Origin of the sequence: Comamonas sp. 4034, assembly GCF_050434545.1 — a bacterium.
Classification (GTDB): Bacteria; Pseudomonadota; Gammaproteobacteria; order Burkholderiales; family Burkholderiaceae_C; genus Comamonas; species Comamonas odontotermitis.
The window spans coordinates 473,518-493,361 of sequence record NZ_JBNDIT010000001.1 but is presented as its reverse complement, the minus strand read 5'-3'; the positions used below and the strand labels follow the sequence as shown (position 1 = coordinate 493,361).

Below are 19,844 nucleotides of genomic sequence, written 5' to 3'. Positions count from 1 at the left end.
AAACACACGATAGAACAGGTGAGCGCCGTTGCTGCGGGCAGCGCAAAGCATACCCAGCCACCTGCCCAAGCCTGACAGGCCCGAGATGGTCATACCACCGGCCTGCTGCAGCGCTCCTTGGGACAAGGCCAGCCATTTTAAGCCAGTACGCCAAGCGCTGCTCTATAGCACGCATGAGGGCCATGGCAGCCGCAAATGCCGCTACCCGCCCGGGTTATATCGCCGTTCGAGAACGCTGCCATCGCATTTCGAGCATATTGCGCGGTTTTGTCGGCAAAATATGCCGATCAGCAGAGAACACCTGCACTTTTGTATCCAATCAGGCCCAAGGCCTGCACCTGAGGAGAAAACCTTGCACCTGAGCTTCAGTGCTTATTACACCCTGATCATGGCCGTTCTCGTGCTGTTGCTGGGCAAATTGCTGACCCGGCACATCCGTTTCCTGCGCGATTTCAACATCCCCGAGCCTGTCTCGGGCGGGTTGGTCGTGGCGGCCGTGATCTTTGCGCTGCACCAGCTCACCGGGCTCACCCTGTCCTTTGAATCCGGGCTGCAGTCGGCCTTCATGCTGGTGTTCTTCTCGTCCATTGGCCTCAGTGCCAACTTTGCCAAGCTGCGCGAAGGCGGTATGGGACTCATCATCTTCCTGGGCGTGATCGTGGCGTTCATCGTCGTGCAGAACGGTGTGGGCGTGGGCCTGGCCACCCTGCTGGGGCTGGATCCGCTGATTGGTCTCGTGGCCGGCTCCATCACCTTGCTGGGCGGCCACGGCACGGCCGGCGCCTGGGGTGCAGTGCTGGAGCAGCAATATGGCCTGAGCGGCGCCACCGCCCTGGGCATTGCCTGCGCCACCTTCGGCCTCGTCATTGGCGGCTTGCTGGGCGGGCCGTTGGCCAAGCGCCTGATCACCCGCCACCAGCTGGCACGCCCGCGCACCAATGCAGAGCAGCAGCAAAGCGACCGCGCCACCGTGAGCGAAGGCAGCGATGTGGCCAATTTCGAATCGCCCAACACAGCGCCGCGCCTGATCACCGCCGAGGCCGCCATCGAAACCCTGGCCCTGTTTGCCGGGTGCCTGGCCTTCGCCGAGTTCATGACCGGCGTCACCCAAGGCACCGCCGTACAGTTGCCGACCTTCGTCTGGGCGCTGGGTGGCGGCGTGGTCATCCGCAACGTGCTGGACTATGCCTTTGGCTTCAAGGTGTTCGACCGCGCCATCGATGTGTTCGGCAACGCTGGCCTGTCGATCTATCTGGCGATCGCCTTGCTCTCGCTCAAGCTCTGGGAGCTGACCGACCTGGCGGGCCCCCTGATGATCATCCTGGCGGCGCAGACCCTGACACTGGCGCTGTTTGCGGCCTTTGTGACCTTCCGCGTCATGGGCCGCAATTACGACGCAGCCGTGCTGGCGGCCGGCCACTGCGGCTTCGGCATGGGCGCCACTCCCACGGCCGTGGCCAACATGCAGGCCATCACCAACCAGTACGGTCCGTCGCACAAGGCTTTTCTCATCGTTCCATTGGTGGGCGCCTTTTTCATCGACATCATCAACGCCTTTGTGCTGCAGATGATGATTGCCCTGCTGCGCTGAGGTATCTAAAAAATAAATAGCTGCCAGCGCTTGATGGATAAAGGTTTCAGATCATTTTCCTTCTGAAAACCCCGTCCATCAGGCGCTGGCAGCTTCTTTTTTGAATGCCTTTTTGAATGCTTGTCTGCAGTATCGCTTCAGACCCTCACTGCGCGGAGCGCGGCAGGCCAAAGATGCGGTCAAAGCTCCAGTTGAAGACGAAGGTGTAGACCAGGAAGAACAGCAGCAGGCCGATGTCCATCACCAGCGCTTCCCACAGGCTGACCTTGAACCACCAGGCAAACAGCGGCACCAGCATGAAGACCAGGCCCCCTTCCATGCCGATGGCATGGGCAATGCGGCGGCCAATGCCTCGGCCGCGCGTGGCCTGCCGCGCCTCCCACATCTCGAACAGGTGGTTCCACACCACGTTCCAGCAGATGGCGATGACCGACGAGACCACCGCCACCACACCCGAATGTGCAGCGCCCTGGCCCGACAGTGCGGACAGGCCCGCCGTTGCCGCAACGATGGCAATGGCCTCATACAAACCCACATACGTGACGCGGCGCAACGGCCCTTGCAGCGACCAGGGGCTGCTTTGAATTTTTTGAACTGACATATGGGTCGCCATGGTATGTGCCTTGTACTGATAACATAAGTCAGAATCTTTCAGAAAAAATGACAGATCACTGTAAAAAGACACGAAACCTGAACCTCCAGCCGGGCTGCACCTGCCGGCGCCGCCATCGATTTGCCCATGACCGAGTCGCCAGCCACCTTTGCCCCTTTTGATTCCGACGCCATCCAGACCTTGCTGGCGGTGCTGGACCACGGCAGCTTTTCTGCCGCCGCCCGCGCACTGGGCAAGGTGCCGTCCGCTGTCAGCATGCAGATTGCGCAGCTGGAAGCGGCACTGAACATGCCGCTGTTTGCCCGCAGCGGGCGCGAGCCCACACCACTGCCCGCTGCGCTGGCGCTCGAACCTCAGGCACGCCTGCTGGCCGCCCAGTTGCAGCAGCTCAATGCCCATGCACTCGCTCTGGAACGGGGCCTGGAGACACGCCTGACGGTAGCCATCGCACCCGAGTTGCTGTCGGCACCATGGGCAGAACCGCTGGCCACCTTGGCGCAGGAATATCCGCAACTGGCCGTCGAGGTACTGACCGCTCCGCAGGCCGATGCACTGACCATGCTGCACACCGGCCGCGCGCAGCTGGCGCTGGTGTTTGAACGCCCCAGCCTGGATGGCCGTGAAGGCTTTCAGGAAGTGGCCAGCGAGACCCTGCTGGCGGTGATCGCACCCGCCCACCCGGTGATGCAGACAGCGCGCCACGAAAAGGACCAGAAGGCGCCGCAACTGCGCGAGCACCACCTCACCAACACACGCCAGATCGTCGTGGCCAGCCGCGACTGGAGCCTGAACGACGAGCGTCTGGTCTATGCCCGCGATGTATGGCGCACGGACAACCATGTGGCCGCGCTGCGCATGATCAGCGCCGGTATCGGCTGGGGCTGGCTGCCGCGCAAGCTGGTGGCGCCGCAGCTGCAGTCGGGTGCGCTGGTAGCGATGGAATTTGCCAACCTGAGCAATGGCAACCAGCTATGTGTGGATGTGGTCTGGTCCAAGGAGCACCCCCTGGGCCTTGCTGCCAAACGCTTTGTGGCCCTGGTGCAGGCGGCAGCTCTTGCGGATGCCTGAGATCGGCTTCAAAAAAGTGAGCAGTCAGCGCGGAATGGTTATGGATTTCATGGGTTTTATGCCTTCAACCCAATAACGATCAGCGCAGACAGCTATTCTTTTTAAGAGACCAGGTGGAACAGACCAGCCAACGAATCGCTACGCCCCTTTCGCGCCCTCCACGGCCCCTGGAGGTACGTCGCGTACATGGATGTCCATCTGCGGAAATGCAATCGCAATGCCTGCTGCCGCCAGCTTGGCATTGATGCTGCGGTTGAGGTCGTTGCGCACCTGCAACCGGTCGCCCACCGCGCCCACGTAGACACGCAGCTCGAACTTCTGGCCCTGCCCTTCCAGCGCCATGAACCAGCAGTTGGGCTCCGGCTCGCGCAGCACCAGGGAGTGCTCGGCCGCGATGGACAGCAGCAGGCTCTGCACCTGGGCCGGGTCGCTGCCGTGGGCCACACCCACATCGATGACCAGGCGTGTCACATCGTCGCTGAGCGTCCAGTTCGTCACCTGGCCGGTGATGAAGGTCTTGTTGGGAATGACGATTTCCTGGTTGTCGAAATCCAGCACCGTGGTGGCCCGGGTGCGGATGCGCGTCACCGTGCCGGTGTGCTGGTTGATGGTGATGATGTCGCCCACGCGGAAAGGCCGCTCCACCAGCAGAATGAGGCCCGAGACAAAGTTGGCAAAGATCTCCTGCAAGCCGAAACCCAGGCCCACGGTCAACGCTGCGGCCATCCACTGCAGCTGGCTCCAGCGCAGCCCCAGCAATGTCAGCGCACTGACCGTCCCTGCAATGGTGATGGCATAGCGCGCCAGCGTGGCCATGGTGTAGCGGGCGGAGCTGCTGAGGCGCAGCGAGGCCGAGAACGCCACTTCCACCAGGCCTGGGAGGTTGCGCGTCAGGCTGAACGTCAACAGCAGGATCAGCATGCCGAGCAGCAGATCCATCAAACTCACGGGAGCGGAGCGGGTGACACCGCCCGCCTCGGTGTTGGTGGTGTACCAGAGCACCACGCCTTCGAACCGCAGCAGCGCCGGCAGCACCGGCGACCAGGCGTACACCAGGCTGAGCGCCACCAGCACCCGCTGCAGCAGGCCCAGCAGCCGATGCGCCTGCGTGCTCACCGTGACCAGGGCCATCTGGCTTTGCTCATCGGAAGGCGCCTTGCCCGGAGTGTCGGCCGCAGTCACCGTGCCGCCCGCGTGTGTCTGGACGGCCGCGGCACGCAGCCGGTTCAGCGCCAGCCGCCGCTCGCCCAGCAGCAGCCAGCGCCGCAGCAGACTGACCAGCACTTCCGCCGCAGCCAGGAACACGAAGCTGCTCAGCAAGGCCTGGATGACTTCCGTGGCGGTGTAGACGTAACCCAGCACCAGCCCGGCCAGCGTGCCCGCCAGCACCAGCAGCACCGCGACACTCACCACCTGACCCCAGCGCAGGCCCGTACGCCGCTTCCGGATGCTTTGCCGCAGGTACCGGAAGGCAATCCACGCCAGCCCTACTGTCAGCACCAGCAGGCACAGCCGCCCCCAGGTACTGATGGCCGAATCGTCGTGGCTGAAGAATGCCATGCCGCCCAGCAGCTCGATCGGCACAATCAGCCAGGTGGCCCGCAACACCATCTGGCGCAAATCCTGCACGCGCTCCCGATGCCAGCCAAAGTGCGCCAGCGCCAGCCCGCCGGGACGGAACAGCACATGGAGCAAGGTGACCAGAAAGACGAAATCGCTCAACTGCTCCAGCGCCTGACCCAGTGGCTCCAGCGCCGCCGGCGCACCAGCCGACTGCAGCAGCACGCCCAGCGCGGCAGTGGCAAAACTCCAGGGCAGCGCGTACAGCAGGCTCCAGCCCAGCGCAATCAAGGTCAGTCCGAAATGGTCCTGCGAGAAATCGTCTACCCGCAGCGCAATGGCCTGCAGCTGCCGCAACGCATAGCGGCGCAGGCCCAGCAGCGCCAGCACGCCCGCAAAGATACCGGCGTATACCCAGAGATTGCGGAGAATGCTTGCGCCCAGCACGCGTGCCGTATTCCACGGCGACGCGCTTCCCGCCTGGTCCACGCCAGCGTCTTCCGCGCCCCGCAACACGGTGCGCCATTCCCCGAGCCAGGCACGGTCCATGGCCTGGTGGCTCGGAAACCACAACAACTCCTTGTCCATGACCTGCCGCAGCGCACTGCCGCTGCGCAGCGTGGCCTGCAGCGCGGCGTCGGTCTGCTCCAGTACCGCAATGCGCCGCAACAGCAGCGGCTGAAGCTGGTCGATCAGCGCCGCCTGCTTGATCCACAGGGCCGAACGCTGGGCAATGCTGCCTGCGCTCGCCCCCGCGCCAGCGCCGCCAGAGCTGGCCGCCATGCCATTGAGGTTGAAGCGCCACTCGCTCGCATTGAACAGCGACAGGCGTAACTCGGCCAGTTCCCGCTGCGTGGCCTTGCGCCGCGCCTGGATGGTGTTGGCCGTAGGCAGTGCTACCCGTTGCTTCCACAACCACTGCCCCACCGATGCGCTACCGCCCAGGCGCAGCCGCGCCTGCGTATCGCGCAACGCCGATGCCAGTTGGCCCTGGCGGTATTCGTCGGCGGCCAGTGCCTGGCGCTCTTGCACCAGGCTGTTGGTGTGTTCCAGTATCTGGGCCGCCAGGTTGCTGTTTTGCTGGGCCAGTTCGCGGATGGCAGGCGCTGCATCCGCGGCATTGCTCTCGGCTGCCTGCGCTTGCTGCACCTGCTGCTCCAGCTGCTGGCGGCTGCGCTCGGCAATGCGCTGGTTCAGCCAGGCAACGCGCGGCGTGCGCTCCAGCAGCTCCCGGCGCTGCGTCTGCAGTTGCGCATCCAGCAGGCGCTGCCGGGTTTCGATGGTGGCCTGCTCCTCCTGTCGCAAGGCCAGCTCCTGTGTGTCACGCCGGTGCTCGGCACTGCGCCGAAGCTGGCGCGCCTGGGTCAGCGCAGGCGATTCGCCGGGTTCTGCCGTCACGGGAAGGGCGCTGTCCTGCACCCGCTGCTGCAATGTGGCCAGATCGGTGCGGCCCGTGCCAGGTTGCGTCACCAGGTTGGCCTGCTCGGCTGCCGTTTTCTCGATGCCGGTCTTGAGCGCAGCAATGGCTTCCCGCTCGTCGGTCAGCAGGCGCTCCAGCACTTCCTGGCTGGCATTGGCAGGAACACGCTCTTCCCAACGCGCCAGCATCTGGCCCAGCTCCATGTCGCTCAGCGGCGCTGGCAACGCCGGGGCGGGTGCCTGCACACGGCTGCGCAGGCGCTCCAATGACTGTGCCAGCGCATCGGCTTCCTGCTCGGCGGTCTTGGTCGCATCCCGCTGGGCCTGGATGGCGCGCTCCTCCTCCGAGCCACTGCTGCCTGCCTTGCCCATGGCCAACCCTCCCAGTGAAGGCAAGGTTTGCGCCGAGCCGCCAGACAGGGGCAGCAGCCATGTGCACAGCACCAGCAGCACATACAGCACCCATGACCGGCGTGTTGCAGTGTGCGGCAGACGCAATCGGGCTGGAATCGACGGAAGGGAAGCTCGCATCGGCACAGTGTATCGGTAAGCCACCGGCTTTTCGCCAGGGATTCAGGAGCCGCCTGCGCCCGGTGGCGGGCGACCTCGCATCCCTTGGTATCCTGAATCGTTTGGCAGCCTGCACCAGCAGCGGTGAAGTGGGAATCACCCCGCAGCGCTTTGCATTGACTTCATGAAAATCAATGCACCGGATCTGAGCATTGAAGTATCTCCCCTTCGAGCAGCCCGTACGTGGTGAGTACTCCCATGTCCCTGGCGGGACGGCCGCTGGCTCGCTGCATTTGCACAATGCCAGCATGAGCCTGATCGATCTCCACCACGCCCACGCCACCCTTGAGGACAATGGCGTTGCCACCCTCACCTTCCGCAATGCGGGCAGCCTCAACATCCTGTCGTCACCGGTGTTGACCGATCTGGCGCAAGCTTTCGAAGCGCTATCAAAAGATGAGCGAATCCGCGTGCTGGTGCTGCGTGGCAGCGGCGACAAGGCCTTTGTCGCCGGAGCCGACATCAAGGAGATGCGCAGCCTGAATGCCGACAACGCAGCCGCCTTCATCACGCGCCTGCGCACGGTGTGCGAGGCCGCACGCCAGTTTCCCACACCCGTCATTGCACGCCTTCCGGGTTGGACGCTGGGCGGCGGGCTGGAACTCGCCTGCGCCTGCGACATCCGCGTGGCCAGCAACCGGGTGCAATGCGGCATGCCCGAGGTGAAGGTGGGCATTCCTTCCGTCATCCACGCAGCATTGCTGCCCCGCCTGATTGGCGCTGCCCGCACGCAGTGGCTGCTGCTGACCGGCGACAACATCGATGCCGCGCAATCGCTGCAGTGGGGCCTGCTCGACCATGTGGTGGCGCCCGATCGCCTGGACGAAGAAGTGGAGCGCCTTGCCAGGCAACTGGCTGGCTATGGCCCCCAGGCCCTGCGCCAGCAAAAGCGCATGTTGCGCGCATGGGAAAAACAGTCCATCGACGCAGCCATTGACGACAGCGTGCAGGAGTTCGCCAATGCCTTCAAGACCGGCGAGCCCCAGGCCTACATGGCGAGTTTTGGCGGCAAACACTAACGCTCAATATCGCACTAGCGCAAACACGGATTGCGCAAGTAGCTATACAAACAATAGCATTTCAACACAACCACCACGAAAACCTGCGCAGCGCATTGCCGCGCAGGTTTTTGCTTTCCCGAAAGGACGATCCATGCAACGCCGCCACTTTCTCTCCCTCTCCGCGCTCGGCGCCTTTGGCGCAGCGCCAAGCCTTGGCTTCGCTGCCGATGCCTACCCCACCAAGCCGATCCGCGTGGTCATTCCCTACGCCGCAGGCGGCGTGACCGACAGCGTGGGCCGCAAACTGTGCGAAAACCTGGGCAAGGCCCTGGGCCAGGCCTTGGTGGTGGACAACAAGGCCGGCGCCGGCGGCACGCTGGGCATGGGCGATGTGGCCCGTGCGCCAGCCGACGGCTACACCCTGGCGCTGTCGGCCATCAGCCCGCTCACCTTGTCGCCGCATCTGATGAAGCTGGCCTATGACCCGGCCACCTCGATCACCGCTGTGGCGCCCATGATGTACTCGCCCGTCTACGTGCTGGCTACGCCGGCCTTCAGCGGCAAAAGCTGGGAAGACCTGATCGCGCAGGCCAAGGCCAAGCCGGAAACGATCCGCTTTGCCACGTCCGGCATCGGCTCGGTAGGCCACATCATGCTCGAGCAGATCCAGGCTCGGACAGGCGCAAAGATGATCCATGTACCTTACAAAGGTGTAGGCCAGACCGTGAACGATGCCGTGGGCGGGCACTTTGAGATCATGCTGGGCAATCCCTTTGGCACCATCAACGGCCTGCTCCAGCAAGGCACGCTGCGCCTGCTGGCCACCACCGGGCCCCAGCGCGCGCCCAACCAACCCCAGGCCAGGACATTGGCGGAACTTGGCGTGCCCGAGGCCAATCTGACGTCGCTGTTCGGCTTCATGGCGCCCGGCAAGACGCCGCCTGCCATCGTGGCCCAGCTCGCCAGGGCCATACAGACCCAGCTCGACGAGCCCGGCATCCAGGAGCTGATGCGCAGCACCGACAACGTGCCACTCAAGATGAGCCCCGCCGAGTTCGCGGAGCTGCTGCGCAAGGAAAGCGCGGCCAACGCGAAGATCATTGCACAGGCAGGAATCAAACTGTAACAATATTCGAACACCTTTTGCGGATGTTTTTTGCAGAGAACTAATGTCAATAAAAGCAAACTTCCTATGGAATTTAGGAAATAGCTATTTATTTTTAACATTCGATTGATAGAATTGACTCACTCGTTTGAAGTGATTTAATCTATCAATGCCGTGCTGAAACATAAAGCAACAAAATTTGAAGTAGGCAAAGTCCTTGCATTTGCCGTGGGAGGGCTGCCGGTACTGGCCCACGCCCAACCTTGGGCAGCGGGTCAAAGCTACGGCTGGCTGGGGTGGGTGCTGGGCCTGTGCCTGGCCGCACTGTTCGTCATCGTGGCGCTGGAGGCGCTCTACACCTTTCGACACTACGCCTTCACACTGAACCGCTTGTTCGCGCGCCAGCGACCCATCTACGCCGGGATCGAGCAGGCCAACTGGCCGCACATCACCGTTTTCATTGCTGCGCACAACGAAGAAGCCGTCATCTCCGGCTGCATTGAGGCGCTGCTGAACGTGGACTACCCGCGCGATCGCCTGACCATCATGCCGGTCAACGACCGCTCCACCGATGGAACGCGCCAGATCATCGACAGCTATGCAGACCGCAACCCAGGCCGCCTGCAGCTTTTCCACCGCCAGGACGGCCCCCCCGGCAAGGCGGCAGCGCTGGCCGATGCCACCAGCATCGTTCAGGCCCAGGGCCAGTCCGAGCTGATCGTGATCTTCGATGCGGACTATCTGCCCGGCAAGAAGATCATCAAGCAGCTGGTCGCCCCTTTCCTGGACCCCGAAATCGGCGCCGTCATGGGCCGGGTGGTGCCACAGAATGCAGGTGTCAACCTGCTGACGCGGTTGCTCGATCTGGAGCGCTCCGGCGGCTACCAGGTCGACCAGCAGGCACGCTACAACATTGGCGCGGTTGCACAGTATGGTGGCACCGTAGGCGGCATTCGCCTCAGTGCGCTGAAGGAGGTTGGTGGCTGGACGCCCAATGTGCTGGCCGAGGACACCGATCTCACCTACCGCCTGCTGCTCAAAGGCTGGCAAACCGCGTACCTGGGCTATGCCGAATGTTACGAGGAAGTACCGGAGAGCTGGGCGGTGCGATTTCGTCAGATTGGCCGCTGGGCCAAGGGCCACAACCAGGTGCTGGCCAAATTCTGGCAGCAGATGGTCACACGCAAGAGCCTGACGATGATGGAGCGCGTCGACGGTCTGGCTTTGCTGGGGGTGTTCCTGATGTCGCCCATCCTGCTGATCGGCTGGGTCCTGGCGTTGATCGTGACGGTCACAGGCTACAGCATCAATGCCAATGTCAATATCGCCTTGCTGATGCTGCTGATCACCACCGGCTTTGCATGCGTGGGTAATTTTGCGGCCTTTTTCGAAGTGGCCGCTGCCGTGCACCTGGATGGCCATCAGCGGCGCCTGCGCCTGCTGCCCCTGCTGCTGACCGGCTTTGTCGTCAGCATGATTGCAGTGTCCAAGGCCACGCTCGACGGGTTGGTGCTCGACAGACTCTTGAAGCGGCAGTTCAAATGGGACAAGACCGTGCGCTACCGACAAACCTCGCCAACGCCGCTGCAAGAGGCAACCAGTGAGTGAGGTTCCGCATTCCTGGCTGTTTGGCGTCACATGGCTACTCGTTACAGCTGCGGTCTTCCTGATTCCGCTATACCCCGCGCTGCGGGAGTTGTATTCGCGCAGCGACGCCGGCGCTCTGGAAATCGACCATCTCGACAATGGCCGCACCGACTATGCTGCGTTGCGCATGCTCGATCAACTGCCTGTGCTGGAAGAGATGCCACGCACTGCGCAGTGGCAGCAGGACGACCGTGGGCAACTGGTCATCCCGCGCGGGCAGACGCGCCTGATGGCAAAAACCATGCGCTCGGTGGTACTGGGGTTTCGCGCTCAGATCAAGGCGCTGGTCTCCAGCGATACGGTGGAGCTGCAGGCCAACAGCATGGTGCTGCACTTTCTCCATGCCAACAACATCCATTGCCTGGGGCCGGTGCATTTGGCACGCCTGAGCAGCGCCGTACGCAATATCGTTCTCTCGCCCGGCAGCCGCTTCCAGCGCCTGTCGGCCACCTGCATCTTCACCTGGCCGCTGAAGCGGTCACTGGGTTTTCCGCTGGACAGCCTGGGCGATGGCATGCCCCTGACTGTCGTCCAGCAACGCCACCATGGCGACCTGCAGATACCGGCGGGCACCGTGGTTCAGGGCGGACTGGTGGTCACCGGCAACCTGCGGGTCGAGGAAATGGCGGTGGTGACGGGCCATGTCAAGGTGCATGGAAGCGTCACCCTGGCCAAAGGAGCTTGCGTCAAAGGTGCCTTGTTCGCACTGGACAACATTGATACGCTGGGCAACAACTATATCGAGGGCCCGTTGTGTGCAGGCAAGCACCTGCAACTGGGGCCCAACAGTCAGGTCGGCAGCAAGCAGGTGCCATGCAGTGTGTCCGCTTGGACGATTGCGCTGCTTGCATCCGTTCGCGTCTATGGCAGCATGTCTGCCGTACGCTCAGGTCAGGTGGTGTTATGAAGCCGTTGCATGCATTGTTCGCCCGCACTTCCGTCGCTCTTGGCATTGCCATGGGAGCGGCAGGCATGGCTTGCGCGGAGGAGCCACCGGCTCTCGGCGCCTTTGCGACCGGCGACGGAGCCTACTACACCACACTGGGCAGCCCGGTGGTGGACCCCTACTTCATCAACAAGAGCTTCATCATTTCCATGCAGGCCAGCGCGCCGCTGCAGGCCGAGTTTGCGCAATGGATTCAATGGCTGCTTCCCAGGCAGCGCAAGGATGGCGGCTTTGACCGTTTCTGCCGCGAGGCGGACAAGACATGGCGCAACTGCATGGCGGCCGATGCCGACGACTCCATGGCAGCCACCACGATCCAGATGTTGAACATGGGGTTGCAAAAGGCGTGGGTTCCAGCCCCTCAGCGACGGGCAGCAGCTCAGGCCATTGCGGCCAGCCAGCGGCTGCTGTCCAGCCTGCGCAACCCGCAGAGCCAGCTCTATAAGGTCTTCCCCGGTACCGAGCTGTACTACCTGATGGACAACATCGAGGTGTATGAGGCATTGCGGTCGGACATTCACGCCGCAGGGCCTGCCAACCAGCTGGCGGCGGCCATCCGCAAGCAGTTCTGGACAGGCCAGCAATGGAAGCCTGCCATTCCGGAATATGCCCAGGTCCAGTTCTATCCCCATACGCTGGCCAGCGCCTACCTGTGGAACACCGGCATCCTGCCCATCAGGGAATCCGACAACGCAACCGCCCAGTGGCTGGCTCAGCACCGCGATACCTGGCTCGCACGCAGCGGTGATCACTATGCCTGGGGGTTGGTTGCATGGAACATGCGCCAATCTGCACCTCTGCAAGCCGCATGCTGGCGCGCGTCCCTGCGGCCGTTTCAGGAAAAGACCGGCTGGACCGTTCTGGATGCGATGATCGATCTGTCCCTGGCACACCTGGGCATTGCCAAGCAATGCGCCAGCGCGCTGCCTGCAGCTGCTCCGTGAGCGCATAGCCGATGACGAAATCCCTGTCCTGGAAACAATGGCTGGCAGCCTCCGTCGCCGTGCTCTGTATGCTGGCAGCGATTGCCTGGCACCAGATGTCCAGCCGACATGCCAGTGAGCGCTATGGCAGCCTCACCCTGCTGATCCCCGACTCCATGGCCATGGATGCGCCCGAAGTCAGCATCTGGACACAGGCGGCCGCAGAGCGCGGCGTGCTTCTGACACCGCTGTCCATCAGCACCTGGATGCGTGGGGTGAACTATGGCGCCAAGGCCGCTCAGCAAGCCGTCATCATTCCGGATACATTCCACCGCCGCATATCCGACGCCGCCGCGCAGACGCTGATGGACGTGGTGCACGCCGGTGGCAAGGCCATGGTGGTGCAGGATGGAGGCCTGCTGGACGAACGCGGTTACTACAGCCCTGGGCAGGCGCGCTTTTCCGCCATGCTGGGCGTGCGCTATGGCGACTACGACCAGTACAAGGAGAACCTGTCCGACTACGACGAAATCATGGGCTCTGCCTCCACCATGGAAGCCCTGGGTATACCGCCAGGCCGCTATCTCAATGCCAAGGCGGCGGCCAGCCTGACATCGATTGCCGCATCCGACCTGGCGCGCGCCAACCCGGAGTTCGACAGCTTTGTGGCGGGCTATACCAAGGATTCCCAGCGCTTTGCGGTCCTGAAGACAGACCGCCCTGCGACACCACGCATCCTGCTCCAGTCTGCCGACGGCAACGTGGTGGCAAGCATCCACCGCTGGGGCCAGGGCGAGGCGATGTTCGTCAACCTTCCCCTCACCTACCTGCTCGAACGTACCGACGGTATTTTTCTTCATGGATTCCTGGCCTACTTCTCCAGCGAGATGGTCAGGCAACCGTCACTGCTGGCTACGCCCGATGGCATCGGCGCCCTGGTCCTGAACTGGCACAACGATGACCGCAAGGCCATCGGCTTTCTGCATACCCTGCAGGACGAAGGCATCTTTGACCATGGCCACCAGTCCATGCATTTCACTGCCGGCCCCGATGTGAACCGTGAAGGCGACGGGCTGGGCATGGACCTCGATCACAACCCTGACGCGCAGGAGATGGTTCAGAAGTTGCGCAGCCAGGGCCACACCATCGGCAACCATGGCGGATGGATCCACAACTATTTCGGCGCCAATGCCAACGACAGCAATGGTGACGACTTCGAACAATATCTGGATCTGAACAACCAGGCCGTGACCAAAGCCAACGGCGGCCAGGAGCCCAAGGAATACTCTGCACCAACAGGCAACCAGCCCCTGTGGGTGTATGACTGGATGTCTGCACATGGGGTGAAGGCCTACTACACCTCCGGCAGCGTGGGCATGCCTCCGACACGCCTGTGGCTGGGGTTTCGACAGGTCGCCGATGCCTGGGCATTCCCCGTGCTGACCTATGGCCAGGTGGCGTCAGCCGAAGAGGCCTCATTCCAGCACATGTCCGTCGATGAATTCGGGCAATGGCTGCAGCAGCTTGCCCGGTTCATTGAACAGACACGAACCATCCGGCTGAGTTATTTTCACCCCATCGGCGCCGTCAGCTACCTGCCGGCCGTCAAGGCGTATATAGAGACCATGCAAGGCTGTGCGGACCGCGCGCAATGCCAGTTCATATCGATGACCGAGGCCGCCGACTTTCTCAGCAGCCGGGCGCAGGTGCAGTGGTCATTGCAGGAGCAGGGCGACGACGACGTCCTGACAGCCTCCCACCCCCAATCCCTCGCCTCCATGGCCTGGTCGATTCCCAAAGCCCGGTATTCCGGCGTCCAGATACAGTCCGGGGAGGCGAATGTGCAAGGCACAGACCAGACCTGGCTGGTGCGCGCAAAAGCCGGCCAACAACTCATAATGGTATTGCACCGTCGTCCATGACATCATCCACCCGTTCATCCGTTGTCGCCATCATGGGCACCCGCCCTGAAATCATCAAGATGGCACCTGTTGTCCTCGCACTGCGCGAACAGGGCATACTGACCCATGTGCTGCATACCGGGCAGCACGAAGAGATGGCCTGGCCGCTGTATGAATTCTTCGGTATCCAGCCGGAGGAAATCATCCGTCTCAAGCGCGAAGTACCCACCTTGCCGGCCCTGGCAAGCGAGTTGATGTCGGCCATCGGCACCCAGCTCTCCCGCCTGCAGCCCGCAGCTGCCTTGGTCCACGGTGACACCAGCAGCGCTGCCATGGGGGCGCTGGCCGCCGCGTTCTTACAGATTCCCGTGGGCCATGTGGAAGCGGGTCTGCGTTCGGGACGCATGGATGAGCCCTTTCCCGAAGAAATCAACCGCAGCCTGATCGGCCGCGTCAGCCACTGGCACTTTGCACCTACTGCCCAGGCCAGCAGCAACCTGGAAAAGGAAAATGTACCGGGCACGATCTCCATTGTCGGCAACACCGTGGTAGATGCCGTGCTGCTGGCGGCACAGCATGTACGTGCCCAGCGTCTGGCGGGCCAGCCCATCGCCAACCCGGACTTCCAGTGGTTTCTGGACAGCGGCTTGCGCAAGCTCGTTCTGGTCACCGCCCACCGGCGCGAAAACTGGGGCGCGCCCATGGAACAGATCGCCAGTGCGGTGGCCACTCTGCTCCAGCAATGCCCGGATGCCGCCGTCATCTGGCCCCTGCACCTGAACCCTCTGGTACAGCAGAGCGTGCGCGCCGTCCATGCCGCCAGCACGCCCGATATCCAGCAACGCTGGCGCCTCGCCGCGCCGCTCGACTATCCCCCCATGGTGGAAATCATGGATGCTGCCGACCTGCTGCTCACCGACTCGGGAGGCATCCAGGAGGAAGGGCTGTCTCTGCACAAGCCCTTGCTGGTTATGCGCGATGTCACTGAGCGCCCGGAAGTCATTACCTGTGGCGGCGGATTGCTGGTCGGTACCGACCCGCAGCGCATCGTATCGGCTGCAACCAGCGTTCTGGCCGATGGCCGCCTGCCCGGCCTTGCCTCCACCCATGGGCAGGCCAACCCCTTTGGCGACGGAACCAGCGGTGCCCAGATTGCCGCCGTCCTGCACAGACATCTGCACGACGCTCCTGCCGCAACCCCCAACACCCTATCACTATGAAGCATCTCACCACCCTTGCATTCGTGGGACTGAGCGCAGCCAGTCTGTGGATGCCCGGCATCTCATCCGCCCAGACCGCAGAAGCCGAAGCGGCGACGCCCACAGCCACTGCACCCGAAGCGGCGCCAACCCCAGCACCACCCGCTGATTTCGAGCCCGGGCGCCGTGGCCGGGTGGACGTTGGCATGGGGTACTCCACGCTGACGGGCGGCAACAGCAATTGGAACGACCAGTTCGTCCGTGGCCATATAGGGCTCAAGCCTGGAACCACCTTGAACTGGGATCTGTCCAGCCAGCGCCACTTCGACGAGCGTGGCACGGTCGGCGCCCTGTCACTGACCCATACCCTGTCGCCCTGGTGGTACATGTCCGTCGGCGCCAGCGCGGGCTCTGCCGATTTTCAGAACAAGTACCGGGGCGACATTGCCATCTACCGCAAATGGACCGACACCCAGCAGTGGGTTACCGGCCTGGCGTTGATGAAATCTGCCAGCCGCGACGGCGTCCATCGCGACACCGGCGTCACCGTATCGGTGGCGTACTACTCCACCAATGCATGGGTTGCCGAAGGCGGCGTGGTCTACAACAAGTCCAACCCCGGTGCGGTCGATGGCTTTCGCGGCTTTGCAGCGCTGACCCTGGGCACCGAGAAGCAGCACTATTTCACGGCGCGCATCGACCATGGCAAGGAAGGCTATCTGCCCACCGGCGCCATCGCAGACAGCGGCAACCATGTCGGCTTTCAATCCACCGAACTCAGCCTGCAGTGGCGCCAGTGGCTGGCAAAGGATTGGGGATACGTCGTGGGCGGGCAGTTCTACCGCAATCCCTACTACAACCGCAAGGGACTGAGCGCCGCGCTTTTCTTTGATTTCTAGGACCCAGCAACGTGCCACACCTTCGCATGACCCGTCAGCATCGCGGGCTCAGAAGCTATATCTGGACCTGGCAGCACGCCATCCAGCTTGTGCTGCTGCTGGCCGCTTTCTGGCTGATGCTGTGGTGGGGCGCACCCCTGGCAGTGCAGGCCTGGTCGCAGGTGTTGGCATGGGCATGGCCGCACCTGGGCCTGGGGGATGCAAGCGATGTGCAGGCATCTGTCGTGTCCTTCCTGGGGCTGTCCGTCGAAGTGGTGCGCACGCGTTTCTATGTGCCGCCCCCCAGTCTCCTGCAATGGTGGCTGGGGGCCGGTATATCCGCCGCCCTGATGGCCATTTCGCTGCTCCTGTCCCGGGAGCGTCTGCCACTGATCTACGGCCTGCGCATCGTCGCCGTTCTGACCATCGTCGGCCTGCTGTCCTATGAGTTCTTCCCGGCCCTCGCCGTGAGTGATGTCAATCGCCTGCTGGCAGACAACATCCTGGACATGGGCTTGGCCATGCTGTGGCTGCTGCCGGCCGTGCATGCCCTGGTGCTGTATATCTTTCCGATGCCGGTGCTGTACAAGATAGGTGCCACGCTCGCAGGGCTGCTGTTCCTGGTCGTCAGTATTCCGCTGCAGGCAGCCTCCCTGGCCTGGCTGGCACAGCAATGCAGTCTGCTGGTGGCGGTGCCTTTGTACATGCTGTTCAGCTTTCTGCCGCAGATTGTGGGGCAGTTGGGCATTTACGGACTGTTCATGAGCCTCGCACCCTCGCCGGACTATTGAGCACCCCGCTGCAACGGACCAGCGCATTCAGCACCCGACGCTGCCAATCCAGGTACAGCCACTCAGACCGCTTCGGCAATCCGTGCTTTTTTTCATAGCTGTAAGGCCGCTTCGCCAATGCCATCAAAGCGCACGCGGATCGCATCCTCTTTTGCCGCCAGCAGCAAACCGCACCAACTGCCGGTTGTCACCACCGTGCCGGCCTGCACGGTTCCAAAATGGCGGGTGGCATGACACAGCCACTGCGAAAGCAGCCAGGCAGGGTCCTGCAGCGAATGGCTGCCCTGGCGCTCCACCAGTGGCTGTCTGCCCACCTGCACGGAGCAGCGCTGCAACGCCCAATTCCGCGCGCGATAGGGCTGCCATTCGCCCAGCACCAGGGCACCATGGCATAGCAGATCGGCCGCCTTGAGTGCTTCGGGTGCCTGCAATTGCTGCTGCCAGCGCGAATCGACGATCTCGATGCTGACCGCCATTGCATCCACCAGCGCATCGGCGTCTGCTTCGCCCAGGCGCGCTGCAGCGTCGGCATCCACATCGCAGCCTATGCGCAGAGCTATCTCCGCTTCCACCCCACGCAGTAGAAAAGGGATGTCTCCGAGATCCGCGTCCATGCCGCGTACGCCTTGAGGAGGCAACGGTGCATGGGCCAACGGCTGGCTGCGGTTTGCACCGCCGCTCTTCCAGTGCAGAGGCGCACGCTCGGTGTCACCCCACATCTGCGCCCGCGCCTGGTGCACGCCCAGCACATCGGCAGCGGACTGTACCTGCGGCCATACGGCAGCATCCAGCGCAAGGCCCGAGGCGGTAGCATGTTGCAAGGCATGCGCCAGATCGGTCGGTACAAAAGCGAGAGGCGAATCGAAGTGCGGCATGGTGAGGAAAGCTTTCAAAACTATATGGTTGCGAACGCCACTTTGAAATATCAATCAAACAGGCTTCAATCCCATATATCGTAGGGACTGATAGCTCTTGTTTTTGATGATGATTTTTTAATCATAGTTATGCATATATTGCATTTCATGCCTATCATCCGGCCTTGGACAAGACCGGGGGAGAGAATTTAAGCTATGCATACCTTTTCAACCGCATGGATCGTATGACATCCAACAGCACCCCCGCAGCAGCATCCAACCATCCGCTGCCTTCGTACCTGGATCCCAAGCACCTGGGCCCCTGGGGCATCTACCTGCAACAGGTCGATCGCGTCACTCCTTACCTGGGCTCGCTGGCCCGCTGGGTCGAAACCCTCAAGCGCCCCAAGCGCGCGCTGATCGTGGATGTGCCGATTGAAATGGACAACGGCACCATTGCACACTTTGAAGGCTACCGCGTGCAGCACAACCTCAGCCGTGGTCCTGGCAAGGGTGGCGTGCGCTTCCACCAAGATGTGACGCTGTCCGAAGTGATGGCCCTGTCTGCCTGGATGTCGATCAAGAATGCCGCCGTGAACGTGCCTTACGGCGGTGCCAAGGGCGGCATCCGTGTCGATCCCAAGACCTTGTCCAAGGGCGAACTCGAACGCCTGACCCGCCGCTACACCAGCGAAATTGGCCTGTTCATTGGCCCCTCCAAGGACATTCCTGCGCCAGACGTGAACACCAACGGCCAGATCATGGCCTGGATGATGGACACCTACTCGATGAACACCGGCGCCACCGCAACCGGCGTGGTCACCGGCAAGCCCATCGACCTGGGCGGCTCGCTCGGCCGCGTAGAAGCAACCGGCCGTGGCGTGTTCACCGTAGGCGTGGAAGCCGCCAAGCTCTCCGGCCTGGCGCTGCAGGGCGCTCGTGTTGCCGTGCAGGGCTTTGGTAACGTGGGTGGCACCGCAGGCAAGCTGTTTGCCGAAGCTGGTGCCATCGTGGTGGCCGTGCAGGACCATACCGGTACCATCTTCAACGCCAAGGGCCTGGATGTGCCAGCCGTGCTGGAGCACGTGGCCAATACCGGCGGCGTGGGCGGCTTCAAGGGGGCCGACAAGATGGCCAATGAAGATTTCTGGGCCGTGGACTGCGAAATCCTGATCCCCGCCGCACTGGAAGGCCAGATCAACGCCAAAAACGCAGGCAAGATCAAGGCCAAACTGGTGATCGAAGGCGCCAACGGCCCGACGACCCCCGAGGCCGACGACATCCTGACCGACAAGGGCGTGCTGGTACTGCCGGACGTGATCGCCAACGCCGGTGGCGTGACGGTGAGCTACTTTGAATGGGTGCAGGATTTCTCCAGCTTCTTCTGGAGCGAGGACGAGATCAACGCGCGCCTGGTACGCATCATGCAGGAGGCATTCGCCGCCGTGTGGCAAGTGGCCCAGGAGAACAAGGTATCGCTGCGTACTGCGACCTTCATCATCGCCTGCCGCCGCATTCTGCACGCACGCGAAATGCGCGGCCTGTACCCATAAAGCAAGGGTATTTCCAATACAGCAGAGCGGCCTTCGGGCCGCTTTTTCGTTACAGCCATGCAGCCCACAGAAATGAGAGCTTGCTACAGCTGCACTCAAGCGCTGCTTCCAGTCGCTTGAAGCATGGCTTTCGCAAGTGCGAAGCCTCTGGGTGTGGTTTTGCAGGCAAACCCCATCACGCATCAGTGCCAGGTTCCGTATGGTGAGTCCATACCGAGAATTATG

At 62.6% G+C, this 19,844-nt stretch carries 15 protein-coding genes and 1 riboswitch; of the genes, 12 read left to right on the top strand and 3 right to left on the bottom strand.

Going from position 1 to position 19,844, the window contains the following annotated elements; all coding sequences use genetic code 11:
- Positions 1–13: 13 nt before the first annotated feature.
- Positions 14–125: riboswitch (S-adenosyl-L-homocysteine riboswitch) on the bottom strand.
- A gap of 227 nt (positions 126–352) precedes the next feature.
- The gene (gene gltS, locus ABIE32_RS02210; protein ID WP_224150921.1) at positions 353–1,591 is read left to right on the top strand and encodes a sodium/glutamate symporter; all 1,239 of its coding nucleotides are present in this window, start codon (positions 353–355) and stop codon (positions 1,589–1,591) included.
- Between the two features lie 145 nt (positions 1,592–1,736).
- Here the strand turns inward: gltS and ABIE32_RS02205 are convergent, their stop codons facing one another.
- Positions 1,737–2,192, bottom strand: coding sequence for a PACE efflux transporter (locus ABIE32_RS02205; RefSeq protein ID WP_224150920.1), 456 nt, complete (start codon positions 2,190–2,192; stop codon positions 1,737–1,739).
- A 138-nt stretch (positions 2,193–2,330) separates the two neighbouring features.
- On the opposite strand from ABIE32_RS02205, the gene ABIE32_RS02200 reads away from it, so the two are divergent.
- Entirely contained in the window at positions 2,331–3,272 is a 942-nt protein-coding gene (locus tag ABIE32_RS02200) for a LysR family transcriptional regulator (RefSeq protein WP_224150919.1), read from the top strand.
- Positions 3,273–3,410: 138 nt separating this feature from the next.
- Here ABIE32_RS02200 and ABIE32_RS02195 read toward each other — a convergent pair whose 3' ends face one another.
- A complete protein-coding gene (locus ABIE32_RS02195; protein WP_429013443.1) occupies positions 3,411–6,782 on the bottom strand; it encodes a mechanosensitive ion channel domain-containing protein in 3,372 nt (1,123 codons plus the stop codon).
- Positions 6,783–7,069: 287 nt separating this feature from the next.
- Here ABIE32_RS02195 and ABIE32_RS02190 point away from each other — a divergent pair, with 287 nt between their 5' ends.
- The 9 genes from ABIE32_RS02190 (at position 7,070) to ABIE32_RS02150 (ending at position 17,212) form a co-directional block, all read left to right on the top strand.
- Positions 7,070–7,840 (top strand): enoyl-CoA hydratase, encoded by a 771-nt coding sequence (locus tag ABIE32_RS02190; RefSeq protein WP_224152863.1) that lies wholly within the window; start codon positions 7,070–7,072, stop codon positions 7,838–7,840.
- Between the two features lie 133 nt (positions 7,841–7,973).
- Positions 7,974–8,948 (top strand): Bug family tripartite tricarboxylate transporter substrate binding protein, encoded by a 975-nt coding sequence (locus tag ABIE32_RS02185; protein WP_429013440.1) that lies wholly within the window; start codon positions 7,974–7,976, stop codon positions 8,946–8,948.
- A gap of 153 nt (positions 8,949–9,101) precedes the next feature.
- Entirely contained in the window at positions 9,102–10,535 is a 1,434-nt protein-coding gene (locus ABIE32_RS02180; RefSeq protein WP_429013437.1) for a glycosyltransferase family 2 protein, read from the top strand.
- A complete protein-coding gene (locus ABIE32_RS02175; protein WP_429013434.1) occupies positions 10,528–11,481 on the top strand; it encodes a bactofilin family protein in 954 nt (317 codons plus the stop codon). Before ABIE32_RS02180 ends, ABIE32_RS02175 begins: the two co-directional genes overlap by 8 nt.
- Positions 11,478–12,464: a hypothetical protein gene (locus ABIE32_RS02170; RefSeq protein WP_429013431.1), complete on the top strand. Its 987-nt coding sequence runs from the start codon at positions 11,478–11,480 to the stop codon at positions 12,462–12,464. Before ABIE32_RS02175 ends, ABIE32_RS02170 begins: the two co-directional genes overlap by 4 nt.
- 11 nt (positions 12,465–12,475) lie before the next feature.
- Positions 12,476–14,365, top strand: a complete 1,890-nt coding sequence (locus ABIE32_RS02165; RefSeq protein ID WP_429013429.1) for a polysaccharide deacetylase family protein — start codon at positions 12,476–12,478, stop codon at positions 14,363–14,365.
- Complete coding sequence (gene wecB / locus ABIE32_RS02160; RefSeq protein ID WP_429013426.1) at positions 14,362–15,564, top strand: non-hydrolyzing UDP-N-acetylglucosamine 2-epimerase; 1,203 nt, start codon at positions 14,362–14,364, stop codon at positions 15,562–15,564. Before ABIE32_RS02165 ends, wecB begins: the two co-directional genes overlap by 4 nt.
- Positions 15,561–16,442 carry a YaiO family outer membrane beta-barrel protein gene (locus ABIE32_RS02155; protein WP_429013423.1) on the top strand — a complete coding sequence of 294 codons (882 nt, stop codon included), beginning with the start codon at positions 15,561–15,563 and terminating at the stop codon, positions 16,440–16,442. The genes wecB and ABIE32_RS02155 overlap by 4 nt, the downstream gene beginning before the upstream one ends.
- A gap of 26 nt (positions 16,443–16,468) precedes the next feature.
- On the top strand, positions 16,469–17,212 hold the full coding sequence (locus ABIE32_RS02150; RefSeq protein ID WP_429013421.1) for a hypothetical protein: 744 nt from the start codon (positions 16,469–16,471) through the stop codon (positions 17,210–17,212).
- A gap of 92 nt (positions 17,213–17,304) precedes the next feature.
- On the opposite strand, the gene ABIE32_RS02145 is transcribed toward ABIE32_RS02150, so the two are convergent.
- The gene (locus tag ABIE32_RS02145) at positions 17,305–18,087 is read right to left on the bottom strand and encodes a fumarylacetoacetate hydrolase family protein (RefSeq protein ID WP_429013419.1); all 783 of its coding nucleotides are present in this window, start codon (positions 18,085–18,087) and stop codon (positions 17,305–17,307) included.
- A gap of 224 nt (positions 18,088–18,311) precedes the next feature.
- Between ABIE32_RS02145 and ABIE32_RS02140 the strand changes: the two genes are divergently transcribed.
- The gene (locus ABIE32_RS02140) at positions 18,312–19,619 is read left to right on the top strand and encodes a Glu/Leu/Phe/Val family dehydrogenase (protein WP_224150908.1); all 1,308 of its coding nucleotides are present in this window, start codon (positions 18,312–18,314) and stop codon (positions 19,617–19,619) included.
- The last annotated feature ends 225 nt before the right edge of the window (positions 19,620–19,844 follow it).

Coding starts and splice junctions, on each gene's coding strand:
- ABIE32_RS02205 (WP_224150920.1), bottom strand. CDS start 2,192: ATGTCAGTTCAAAAAATTCAAAGCAGCCCCTGGTCGCTGCAAGGGCCG.
- ABIE32_RS02200 (WP_224150919.1), top strand. CDS start 2,331: ATGACCGAGTCGCCAGCCACCTTTGCCCCTTTTGATTCCGACGCCATC.
- ABIE32_RS02195 (WP_429013443.1), bottom strand. CDS start 6,782: ATGCGAGCTTCCCTTCCGTCGATTCCAGCCCGATTGCGTCTGCCGCAC.
- ABIE32_RS02190 (WP_224152863.1), top strand. CDS start 7,070: ATGAGCCTGATCGATCTCCACCACGCCCACGCCACCCTTGAGGACAAT.
- ABIE32_RS02185 (WP_429013440.1), top strand. CDS start 7,974: ATGCAACGCCGCCACTTTCTCTCCCTCTCCGCGCTCGGCGCCTTTGGC.
- ABIE32_RS02170 (WP_429013431.1), top strand. CDS start 11,478: ATGAAGCCGTTGCATGCATTGTTCGCCCGCACTTCCGTCGCTCTTGGC.
- ABIE32_RS02165 (WP_429013429.1), top strand. CDS start 12,476: ATGACGAAATCCCTGTCCTGGAAACAATGGCTGGCAGCCTCCGTCGCC.
- wecB (WP_429013426.1), top strand. CDS start 14,362: ATGACATCATCCACCCGTTCATCCGTTGTCGCCATCATGGGCACCCGC.
- ABIE32_RS02155 (WP_429013423.1), top strand. CDS start 15,561: ATGAAGCATCTCACCACCCTTGCATTCGTGGGACTGAGCGCAGCCAGT.
- ABIE32_RS02150 (WP_429013421.1), top strand. CDS start 16,469: ATGACCCGTCAGCATCGCGGGCTCAGAAGCTATATCTGGACCTGGCAG.
- ABIE32_RS02145 (WP_429013419.1), bottom strand. CDS start 18,087: ATGCCGCACTTCGATTCGCCTCTCGCTTTTGTACCGACCGATCTGGCG.
- ABIE32_RS02140 (WP_224150908.1), top strand. CDS start 18,312: ATGACATCCAACAGCACCCCCGCAGCAGCATCCAACCATCCGCTGCCT.